The sequence below is a fragment of the Pantoea sp. NGS-ED-1003 genome, from assembly GCF_000738765.1.
GTDB classification, from domain to species: Bacteria; Pseudomonadota; Gammaproteobacteria; order Enterobacterales; family Enterobacteriaceae; genus Pantoea; species Pantoea septica.
Genome location: NZ_JPQA01000003.1, coordinates 92,139 through 103,073 on the forward strand (window position 1 = coordinate 92,139; position 10,935 = coordinate 103,073).

General features: G+C 60.5%; 9 protein-coding genes. 5 read left to right on the forward strand and 4 right to left on the reverse strand.

Annotation, left to right across the window (positions count from 1 at the left end; genetic code table 11):
- Window positions 1-223: 223 nt before the first annotated feature.
- Complete coding sequence (locus JS46_RS06660; RefSeq protein ID WP_033749204.1) at window positions 224-1,579, reverse strand: HAMP domain-containing sensor histidine kinase; 1,356 nt, start codon at window positions 1,577-1,579, stop codon at window positions 224-226.
- The gene (locus JS46_RS06665) at window positions 1,576-2,235 is read right to left on the reverse strand and encodes a response regulator (protein ID WP_033749206.1); all 660 of its coding nucleotides are present in this window, start codon (window positions 2,233-2,235) and stop codon (window positions 1,576-1,578) included. The genes JS46_RS06660 and JS46_RS06665 overlap by 4 nt, the downstream gene beginning before the upstream one ends.
- Before the next feature lie 186 nt (window positions 2,236-2,421).
- Between JS46_RS06665 and JS46_RS06670 the strand changes: the two genes are divergently transcribed.
- The 3 genes from JS46_RS06670 to JS46_RS06680 all read left to right on the forward strand — a co-directional run bounded on the left by JS46_RS06670 (window position 2,422) and on the right by JS46_RS06680 (window position 5,059).
- Entirely contained in the window at window positions 2,422-2,790 is a 369-nt protein-coding gene (locus JS46_RS06670; protein ID WP_033749207.1) for a helix-turn-helix domain-containing protein, read from the forward strand.
- Between the two features lie 68 nt (window positions 2,791-2,858).
- On the forward strand, window positions 2,859-3,749 hold the full coding sequence (locus JS46_RS06675) for a LysR family transcriptional regulator (RefSeq protein WP_033749208.1): 891 nt from the start codon (window positions 2,859-2,861) through the stop codon (window positions 3,747-3,749).
- A gap of 107 nt (window positions 3,750-3,856) precedes the next feature.
- On the forward strand, window positions 3,857-5,059 hold the full coding sequence (locus tag JS46_RS06680; protein ID WP_033749209.1) for an MFS transporter: 1,203 nt from the start codon (window positions 3,857-3,859) through the stop codon (window positions 5,057-5,059).
- A 74-nt stretch (window positions 5,060-5,133) separates the two neighbouring features.
- On the opposite strand, the gene JS46_RS06685 is transcribed toward JS46_RS06680, so the two are convergent.
- Both JS46_RS06685 and JS46_RS06690 read right to left on the reverse strand, forming a co-directional pair.
- Window positions 5,134-7,524, reverse strand: a complete 2,391-nt coding sequence (locus JS46_RS06685) for a glucose/quinate/shikimate family membrane-bound PQQ-dependent dehydrogenase (RefSeq protein ID WP_033749622.1) — start codon at window positions 7,522-7,524, stop codon at window positions 5,134-5,136.
- A 283-nt stretch (window positions 7,525-7,807) separates the two neighbouring features.
- Window positions 7,808-8,398 (reverse strand): hypothetical protein, encoded by a 591-nt coding sequence (locus JS46_RS06690; RefSeq protein WP_033749210.1) that lies wholly within the window; start codon window positions 8,396-8,398, stop codon window positions 7,808-7,810.
- 388 nt (window positions 8,399-8,786) lie between these two features.
- Here JS46_RS06690 and JS46_RS06695 point away from each other — a divergent pair, with 388 nt between their 5' ends.
- Window positions 8,787-10,046 carry an MFS transporter gene (locus JS46_RS06695; protein ID WP_033749212.1) on the forward strand — a complete coding sequence of 420 codons (1,260 nt, stop codon included), beginning with the start codon at window positions 8,787-8,789 and terminating at the stop codon, window positions 10,044-10,046.
- The gene (locus JS46_RS06700) at window positions 10,043-10,897 is read left to right on the forward strand and encodes a BadF/BadG/BcrA/BcrD ATPase family protein (RefSeq protein WP_033749214.1); all 855 of its coding nucleotides are present in this window, start codon (window positions 10,043-10,045) and stop codon (window positions 10,895-10,897) included. The genes JS46_RS06695 and JS46_RS06700 overlap by 4 nt, the downstream gene beginning before the upstream one ends.
- Window positions 10,898-10,935 lie beyond the last annotated feature (38 nt).

A 10,935-nucleotide genomic window follows, 5' to 3' on the forward strand; every position in this document is an offset into this window, starting at 1 on the left:
GATCCCAGAGTGGGGCGGCGAAGATGTAACCGTTTTTTACAGCCGGTTTTTGACCTGCGTAGCCTGACCGTTACAGGGCGATAGAAAATAGATTTTGCTCACGTTTGTCAAAATGTGTTGCATTGCATTTACGTGAAAATGTGAAGTGCGTCACGAAAATAAGCGGCGGCGAACGGAACGCCGCAACCGTTTACGTTGTCGGCATCGCGCACGAACGTGAAAATCAGGGCAGGGTGACGCGAACCTGCAGACCGCAGATGGCGCCCTGTGGATTGAGGCAGTTGGAGAGGGAAACCTGGATATGGTGCTTTTGCGCCACGCTGCGCACGATCGACAACCCTAAACCGCTGCCCTGCGCCTTCACGGTCGGCGAACGGGTAAAGCGATCAAAGGCGCGATCGATAAAGGCTTCCGGCATGCCGGGACCGTTATCGACGATATCGACCACCGTGCGATCGCCGACGCGATGCAGCAAGACGTCCACCAGGCTGCCTTCCGGCGTATGCAGCATGGCGTTGCCAATCAGATTATCGAACAGGCTGCGCAGCTCGGAACGGCTCGCCTGCAGGCGATAGTGCGTCGAGCCGTTAAAGCCGATATCGATGCCGCGCTTGTCGGCCACCACCATCAGCTGCTCGATGCTCTCTTTCAGCAGATCCTCCAGCTCGATATTTTCTACCGAAGCGACCACGGTTTTATCTTCCTGGCGCGAAATATTGAGCAGCTGCGTCACCAGATGGCGCGTGCGCGTCACGCCCGCTTCCAGCTGATCGAACTGGCGGCTCGCTTCGCCCGGCTGAATATGCTGGCGCAGGTTCTCCAGCTGCAGCGTCACCGCCGTCACCGGCGTGCGCAGCTCGTGCGCCGCGTCCTCCAGGAACTGGCGCTGCGACGACCAGGCGGCGCGCAGCTTGTTGAGCAGCGAGTTGTAGGCCTCGACCAGCGGCAGGATCTCGTCCGGCAGCCCTTCAGGCGACACCAGATGAGGATGCAGCGTCTCCTGCGCGGCGATTTCGCGCGAGGCGACGCGCAGATCGCGGGTGATCTTGCGCACCACCAGCCAGATCACCAGCAGCGAAAGCGGCATCATCAAAATCATGGGGATAATCGCCGCCAGCGCGCGCTGTACCATCACCGAGCGCATATAGCTCAGGTTATGCATCACCTGAATGGTTTTGATCTCGCTGCCCGGCTCCCCGGGCCGGGTATAGACACGCCAGGCGCATTCGTCGCAGTCACCGACGTCGATATCGTGCCACCCTTTTTGCGCCTGCAGCGGCGCGTGCAACTCCGGCCAGGAGCTGGCGCGCAGCTTGCCGTCGCTGTCCCAGAGCTGCACGACGTAGGCGCTTTTCACCTTGTCGGCATGCAGCATCAGCGGCATCAGCGCCGGGATCTCTTTGTTGGTCGCCCAGGCGTCGGCGATTTTCGACAGCTGGTCATCCTTCATGGTGCCGATCATGTCGCCGTAACAGCTGAAGAAATACCAGGTGACGCCGCCGATCATCAGCAGATGGATAATCAGCAGCGTGCTCAGTAGCTTATTACGCAGGGAGCGCATAAAGGTGAAAGGTTTCATAACGCGGGCACGCGCCAGCCGAGCCCGCGCACGTTGCGGATGGCGTCATTGTCGAGCTTGCGGCGCATGCCGTGGATCAGCACATCCACCGCGTTGCTGGTGACCTCTTCGCCCCAGCCGTAGATGCGGTTCTCCAGCTGTTCGCGCGACAGGATGGCGCCGGGACGCTCCAGCAGTGCGTAAAGCAGCGCATATTCGCGCGCGGTAAGCTGCTCGCGCTGGCCCTTATAGAGCACTTCGCGCGTCATCATATCCAGCTGGACGTCGCCGCTGCCAAGCAGCGAGTCCGCCGCGCCGTGGCGACGTCGGGTTATTGCACGCATGCGCGCCAGCACCTCTTGCAGGTCGAAAGGTTTCAGAAGATAGTCGTCGGCGCCGCTGTCGAGCCCCTGTACGCGCTGCGCTACCGTGTCGCGCGCCGTTAAAATCAGCACCGGCGTGGTATCGCCGCGTCCGCGCGCGCGCTTCAGCACTTGCAGCCCGTCGTCGCGCGGCAGGCCGAGGTCGAGCAGCACGCAGGTGTAGTCGCCTTCATTCCAGGCGTGATGGGCGAAGACGCCGTCGCGTGCCCAGTCAACCGACCAGCCTGCGGCTTCCAGCGCCTGCTGCAGATTGGCGCCGATCATTTCATCATCTTCAACCAAAAGTACGCGCATGGAAAATCGCCTCGTCAGTGATTAGCCGCAGTTTACGCCGGGATTATTAGCACAGAATTAAAGTCGCCGCACGGCGTTGCCTGCCAGACGCGATGCTAATTCTGCGCTAATTTTCCGCTAATTAAGGGATAAATTTTCCGCGCTAAAGTGGGTTCACTGAACATCATGCCGTATCGGGAGGAACTCATGAATCAGCGCGAATTTATTCGTAGTCTGCTGCAGTGGATTGAAAGCAACTTAGGCCAGGACCTGCATCTGGATGAGGTGTCGCGTCGCTCGGGCTATTCCCGCTGGCATCTGCAGCGTTTGTTTCGCCAGCATACCGGTTTTTCGCTGGCGGAATATATTCGTCAGCGCCGCCTGACGGAGTCTGCGCTGCTGCTGCTGAACAGCAACGAGGCGATTCTGCAGGTGGCGATGAACTACGGTTTCGACACTCAGCAGGCCTATACGCGCACCTTTAAAAACTATTTCCGCGTCACGCCGGGGCAGCTGCGCCGTCAGCGCCGCGTCGAGCCGGACAGGCTGCTTTTTCCGCTGGCGATGGCGAGCTGACGCCAGCAAACAGATGTAACCGGTAGCGAAATTGTTTAGTCTGCTTTTTTGCGGCGGACCAGACGATCATGGATAACAGCGAAAACTTAACGGCGATGATGATGTTCGCCCGCGTGGTGGAGTGCAGAAGCTTCAGCGAGGCCGCGCGCGGGCTCGGCCTGTCGAAATCCCACGTCAGCCGGGAGATCGCCCGGCTTGAGGTACGGCTCGGCTTTAAGCTGTTGCACCGCACCACGCGCAATATGGCGCTGACCGAGCTGGGGCAGGCCTACTATCCTTTCTGCACCCGCATGCTGGCGGAGATGCATCGTGCCGACGCCTTTGTGCAGCAGCTGCATCAGAACGTCGCAGGCAACGTGCGGCTGCAGGCGCCGGTCACCTACGGCTGCCAGTGCGTGGCGCCCGCGCTGAATCCCTTTCTGCGTCGCCATATCCATATCAACGTCGATCTCGACCTGACCGATCGCGGCGGCGATGAGCTGGAAAACCAGGTCGATATCGTCGTAGCGATCCGCGCTCGCGCGCCGCAGGGCGCACACGTCCGGCTGTTAGGCGATATCGAATGGGGACTCTACGCCGCGCCGGACTACCTGGCGCAGCGCCCGCCGGTGACCCATCCCGATATGCTGCCGCGTCACGATCTGCTGATGTTTCACGGACCGGCACACACCGCCGCACTGCCTTTTCGCCGCGATAAGCAGCGGCTGGCGGTCGACGTGCGCAGCCGCTTTCGCGCCAATAACAGTATGGCCTTGCTCAACGCCGCGCAGGCGGGCAGCGGCATCGCCTATCTGCCGTCCTATATGGCGCAGGCGGCGCTGGCGCGCGGCGAGATTACCCAGCTGCTGGCGGAGTGGCAGATGGATCGCCTGCAAAGCTATCTGCTGCTGAAAGAGGCGCAGCCTGCCGCGCCGGTCAGCCTGTTGTGCGACGCGCTGGTCGCCGCGCTGAGCGGCTGATTGTTGCCGTCTGGCAACAACCGGCGGCGCTGAGTAATTATCTCGCCGGGACTGTTGTTGCGGTGTCAACGACGCTAGCCTGAAAGCCAGACAAAAAGGAGGGCTTGATGGAAGCGATCGCCGCGCCAGACGCGCAAATCTGGAAACGCAACTTATGGGTATGCGTGCTGGGCTCGTTCAGCACTATCGTGGCGATGACGCTGCTGCTGCCCTTTCTGCCGCTCTATGTGCGACAGCTCGGCGTGACGGAACCGGCGGCGATTGCGCGCTGGTCCGGGCTGGCCTACGGGGCGACCTTCTTCAGCGCCGCGCTGACCGCGCCGCTCTGGGGCAGGCTGGCGGATCGCTATGGTCGCAAGCTGATGCTGATCCGCGCCAGCCTCGGCATGGCGGTGGCGATGGCGCTGATCGGCATGGCGACCGCGCCCTGGCAGCTGGTGGCGCTGCGACTGCTGGCGGGGCTGCTCGGCGGCTACGCCTCTGGCTCGACCATTCTGGTGGCGGCACAGACGCCGAAGGCGCAGACCGGCTGGGCGCTCGGCGTGCTCTCTTCCGGCATCATGGCGGGCAACGTCGTCGGTCCGCTGCTGGGCGGCGTGCTGCCGCCGCTGATCGGCATCCGCCACACCTTCTGGCTGACCGGCGGCGTGATTTTCCTCGCCTTTCTGGCCACCACCTTTCTGCTGAAAGAACAGCCGCGTCCGCCTGCGGCAACGCGCGCCGCTGGCGATGCGTCCGGCACCGTTAATCGCGGCGTAGTGAAGCTGATGTGGCTGTCGGGTATGCTGCTGATTTTCGCCAATATGTCGATTGAACCGATTATTACGCTCTATATCGGGCAGTTCGTCGCGGGGGATCGGGCGATGACCGTCACCGCCGGTCTGGTGATGGCCGCTGCCGCGCTGGGCAGCATTCTTTCCGCGCCGCGGCTGGGCAAGCTGGCCGACCGCATCGGCCACTGGCGCGTGCTGAGCGGCGGTCTGCTGATGTGCGCGGCGCTGCTGATCCCGCAGGCGTTTATCACCGCCGCATGGCAGCTGGTGGCGCTGCGCTTTCTGATGGGGATGGCGCTTGGCGGACTGTTGCCCTGTATTACGGCGATTATTCGCCATAGCGTGCCGGAAGGGCAGGTCGGGCGCATGCTTGGCTACTCAACTTCCGCGCAGTATATCGGCCAGGTAACCGGCCCGCTGTTTGGCGGCTTTATCGGCGGCGCGTTCGGCATGCGGCCGGTGTTTTTGCTGACGGCGGCGGTGATGTTGTTGTGCGGGGCAGTGAACTGGCGGAAAAGCCGGAAAGTGCGGCGGTAGGCAAGCGAGCCAGGCTGGCGCGTTGCCAATAAAAAAGCGGACCGAAGTCCGCTTTTTATTTACCTCGAGGAGGCTTATTTCTCGTCCGGCAGCGCGTAGGCGATCACATAGTCGCCCAGCTTGGTGCCGAAGGAGCCGTGACCGCCCGCCGCGATGACAATGTACTGCTTGCCGTTCGCTTCATAGGTCATCGGCGTCGCCTGGCCGCCAGCCGGCAGACGTGCCTGCCACAGCTGCTCGCCGGTTTCGGTGCTGAACGCGCGCAGATAGTTGTCTGCGGTCGCGCCGATAAAGAACACCTTGCCCGCCGTCGCGATCGGGCCGCCCAGCATCGGCATACCCATCTTGAACGGCAGCGGAACCGGCGCGCTGTCGCGCGTGGTGCCGATACGTTTCTTCCAGACAACTTCATTGGTTTTCAGGTCGACGGCAGAAACGTAGCCCCAGGCCGGCTGCTTACACGGCAGGCCAAACGGCGACAGGAACGGGTTCAGCTCAACGCCGTACGGCACGCCGTACTGCGGCTGGATGCCGGTTTCGGTGCCTGAACCGCCGCTCGCGCCTTCAGGCGGCTCGATCGGATTGCCCGGGCCGCGCGGCACCAGTTTAGAGACGAACGGCAGGGCCATCGGGTTGGCGATGGCGATCTGACGATGCGGATCGACCGCGATGCCGCCCCATTCGAACATGCCCAGGTTGCCCGGGAATACCAGCGTGCCCTGTTCGGACGGCGGCGTGAACGGACCTTCGTAGCGCAGACGCTTGAAGATTACGCGACACACCAGCTGGTCATACAGGGTCGCGCCCCACATATCCTTGTCGGTAAGATTCTGCTTCGGACGGTAGGTCAGCTCGGAGTAAGGCTGCGTCGGCGAAACGTGATCGCCTTTCGCGGCGCCCTGCGGAACCGGGGTCTCCGGCGCAGGCACGACCGGCTTACCGGTACGACGATCCAGCACAAAGATGTTGCCGGTTTTCGCCGGGGCGTAGATCACCGGAACGGTATTGCCGTCTTTATCGGTGATATCGGCCAGCGTCGGCTGCGACGGCAGATCCATATCCCACAGGTCGTGATGCACGGTCTGATAAGACCACACCAGTTTACCGGTGGTGGCGTTCAGCGCCAGCACGCTGCTCGCGTAGCGCTCCTGCTCCGGCGTGCGGTTGCCGCCCCAGATATCCGGGGTAGAAACGCCCATCGGCAGGTAAACGGTATCCAGTTTCGGATCGTAGACCGCCGGCGCCCAGGAGTTAGGCGAGTTCATGGTGAAGGTGTGTTCATCAGCCGGAATCGCGTTAGGATCTTTCGCGCCCGGATCGAAGACCCACAGCAGTTTGCCGGTGTTGACGTCGAAGCCGCGAATCACGCCAGACGGCTCGCGCGTCGAGTAGTTATCGGTTACCGCGCCCGCCATGACAATGGTGGTATCGGTAATAACCGGCGGCGACGTCGGCTCATACTGACCCGGCGTGGTCACCGGCTGCTTGTGCTGCAGATCCAGCTCGCCGTTGTTGCCGAAGGCAGGGCAGCGCGCGCCGGTTTCCGCATCCAGCGCGAACAGGCGGCCGTCGTTTACCGGCAGGTAAATGCGGCGCGAGCAGAGCGCAGGCTGGCTGTTAGCGGCATCGGCCGCCGCAGGCACTTCGTGGTAAGAGACGCCACGGCAGGTAACATGCTGGAAGGTTGGATTCGGCTTCATGCCCGGATCGAATTTCCACTTCTGCTTGCCGGTAGTCGCGTCGAGCGCGAACAGAATCTGGTGCGGTGAGCAGAGGTAGACCGTGTCGCGGACCTTAATCGGCGTCACTTCATCGGTGATTTCGCCCGGATCGTTCGCAGTCTTGAGATCGCCGGTCTGGAACTGCCAGGCAACCTGCAGGTTTTTCACGTTCTCTTCGTTGATCTGCTTCAGCGGCGAGAAACGCGTACCCTGCTGATCGCGCGCATAGGCTGGCCAGTCTGCGTCATCGATATTGCTCAGCGGCTGCGCCGGCGCGGCGTTCTGCGCGGTTTCCGGCAGCTTGCCGTTCACCGTCTGCGGATCGTTAAATACCGCATAGGCCAGCACCAGGGCGCTGGCGATCAGCGCGACGGCCATGCTGCCCAGCGCGGCTTTGCTGCCGGCGTTTACGCTACGGTAAACAAAAGGCAGGATCAGCCAGACGCCGAAAATCACCAGCACGTCGGTGCGCGGCGCCAGGGCCCAGAAGTCGGTGCCGACTTCCCACACGCCCCAGATCAGGGTGCCGATCAGCAGCAGCGCATAGAGAACCAGCGCGGTGCTTTTGCGACGTGACAGCAGCCAGGCGGTGATAAGCATAACCACACCGCCGATAACGTAATACCAGGAACCTCCGATAGCGGCTAACCAACCACCGCCAATCAGCATAAACGCGCCCGTCAGGAATGCGAACAGCACCGTCAGGAAACGAATTACGCCAAAAGATGAGGAACTTTTCCCCATAATGTCGACCTCGTTTTTTTGCCATAAAAACACAGAAAACAACGCATTAGGCTGTTTTCACGTTATATAAAGTACGTAAGAAAGCAGGTGTTCAATGCTGCTCTTCCCGTGAGCATCGCAATCCGTGTGAGTTAAATTTTATAGTAAAAACGTTAAGAGGTTTGATTTTTTTAGCGCTTTGCGCTTAAGCGCGCAATTAGTACGACATTTTATGAGGTTTACGCTGCGTTATGGCGCTCAGGCTACGCTCACAACGCTAGCGTTTGGTTTTTTCCTCGGTATTTCAGCTGATAAGACTGCCTGGGCGGCATTGCTGCTGCCATCCCGATATATTGAGCGCCTTCATCACCTCGGCGGGCGGCGCTGGCTGCGCGCTGCGAACAATAACCTTAATTTCTCTTTCAGCAAATGAAGATAATAAGAAAGGGAAGGTAAATTTTTGATAATTAGCGTTAAAGAAATCTTCGCTTAACACGATGCCGGAAAAGGGGAAAGATTCAATCAGCCGCCAGTCAGCGCCGGGCGGAGCGAAATCGAGCATCCAGAACTGAAAAACATTTGTTATTTCAGGTAAAGCGAGGCGGCACTCTTTCAGCGCGTCATAGTTAATGGCCAGGCGAACCCGTGAATGTTGCCAGCAAAGATATTGATCCGGCGCAGCAATGATTTGTTTAAGCTGCTTCACGGCGACGGGAATAATCATTAATGCCGCTTCATTTGCACAATGATTTTTCCATGCAACTATATCGTCATTATTATTGGTTTCCTCTTCGTCATCCAGTAAGTAAGGTTTCGAATAACAAAAACCCAGCAGCGTGCCTGCGGGGCTAAGAATATTTTCAGTAACATATGGATTGTACAAGCTATTTTCCATGCATCTCTGGTTAAAAGAACAAGTCGAACAAAATTATAAGTGTTTCTCTAGGTAACGCTCAGGTTACTGCTGGACTCAATATAAAACGGAATTAATAAAGACGTCACCCTTTTTATGCGCCTTGTTGCGCGGCTATTAAGGTGCATCATAAAGTATACTTTAATAATTAAATGGTCCTAATTTTACCTTTCTGGAAATAAATAGTCTGATAATAGTCAATAATAATTGTGCCGTTGCCTGCTGCATTTTAGCGACGCGCTAAAGCACATCCCAGCATTGCCACCCGACGAGAAATCAAGCACGCTGTGCTGCGCGTTCGCCTGCGCAGATTAAAAAAGAGAGGTTCGCGCTATGACGTGAACCGGCAGAACAATTAACGGGATAAATTATGGATTCTATGGAACAGGCAGCGGATGAATCGCTGTTAAAGCATCGGGCGTTTGTCGCGTTCTGGCTGGCGCGCACCTGCTCATCGTTTGGTTTTCAGATGTTCTCCGTCGCCATCAGCTGGCAGATTTACGCTATTACCAACAGCGCGATGGCGCTGGGTATTATCGGCCTGATGCAGTTTTTGCCGTCGGTGCTGCTGGCGCTGCCCGCCGGCCATCTGGCCGATCAGCTCGACCGTCGCCGCATCGTGTTGCTGGGCCAGCTGATCGAGTGCGCCGCGCTGGTGGCGCTGCTGTTTTTAACCCTGTTCAACTGGGCTGGCAAAGTAGAAATCTGGGGGCTGGTGTTTCTCATTTCCGTGGCGAAAGCGCTGGAGTGGCCCGCCATTACCTCGATGCTGCCTTCGCTGGTGCCGCCCGCCATTCTCGCGCGCGCCATGGCCTCAACCTCGGTCGGCAGCCAGGCGGCGGTTATCGTCGGCCCTACGCTGGGCGGCCTGCTTTATGTCGCCGGTCCGGACGTGGTCTATGGCGTCTCCGCTGCCTTTTATCTGCTGTCGCTTTTCCTGGTAGCCCGCTTGCGCTATGAGCGCCCGCCGCAGCCGCGTCTGCCGATGAACCTGCCGAATCTTTTCGCCGGCGTGCGTTTTATCCGCGATCGCAAAGATGTGCTCGGCGTTATCTCGCTCGATCTTTTCGCCGTGCTGCTCGGCGGCGCGACGGCGCTGCTGCCGATTTTCGCTCAGGATATTCTGCATACCGGTCCCTGGGGACTCGGTCTGCTGCGCGGCGCGCCGTCGGTAGGCGCGCTGCTGGTAGGGCTGTGGCTGAGCCGCAACAAACTGGAAAAGCATGTCGGCATGATCATGTTCGGCTCGGTGGCGGGATTCGGCATCGCGACGCTGGTGTTTGCGCTCTCGACTCAGCTCTGGCTCTCCCTGCTGGCGCTGGCCGCGCTCGGTGGATTCGATATGGTAAGCATGGTGATCCGCGGCGCGCTGGTGCAGCTCGATACGCCGGACGATATGCGCGGCCGCGTCAACGCGGTTAATGCCATTTTTATCAATACTTCGAACCAGCTCGGAGAGTTCGAATCGGGGATGCTGGCTGCCTGGTTCGGCGCGGTGCCCGCCGCGGCGATTGGCGGCATCGGCACGCTGGTAGTGGTCGGGCTGTGGATGGCGCTATTTCCGCATTTACGTAAGCGGCAGAAACTGGAAAATGATCCCCAACATGAAGCGACGCGGAATAAAGCATGAGTTCTCTCTACTATCTTGGCATTGACGGCGGCGGCACCCGCTGTCGCGCTCGACTCATCGATGCGCAGGGCAAGGTGCTGGCGCAGGCCGAAGGCGGCCCGGCCAACGTCTTTTCCGCCTGGGACGCCGCAATCGGTACGCTTGACGCGCTGATCGCACAGATTGCCGACCAGGCGCAGCTGCCTGCCACCGCGATGCGCATTGTCGCCGGTCTGGCGGGAGCGAATGTGCCTTCGGTTCAGCGGCGTCTGGCCGACTGGCGGCCGCGCTGTGCCGCGCTGCGCGTCGTCACCGACGTGGAGATCGCCTGCATCGGCGCGCACGGCGGTGCGCCAGGCGCGGTATTTATCGTCGGCACGGGCAGCCAGGGCGCCTGCTGGGACGGCGACAGCTTTACGCTGCTCGGCGGATGGGGCTTCGCGCTTTCCGATCTCGGTTCCGGCGCCGTGCTGGGACAGCGTGCGCTGCGGCTGGCGCTGCTGGCGCATGAAGCGGTTGTGCCCGCCTCGTCGTTGACGCAGCGGCTGATGGCCCGTTTCGCGCAGGATGCTGAAACGCTGCTGCTCTGGTCGCAGCGGGCGACCACCGCCGACTGGGGCAGCGTGGTGCCGGAGGTGTTTGCCGCCGCGCAGCAGGGCGACGCGCACGGCCTGACGCTGGTGCGGCAGAGCGCTGAGGAGATCGCCCTGATGGCGCAGCCGCTGCTGGCGCGTCAGAGTGGTAAGCTGGCGCTGATGGGCGGCCTGGCGCAACCCATCGAGCCCTATCTGCCGGAATCGCTGCGGCGCGTGCTGACGGCGCCGCAGGGCGACGCGCTCAGCGGCGCGCTGGCGCTGGCCCGCCTCGGCTGATTTTGTGAGGCGCCTCACAAAGGGGCGAGGTGGCGGTC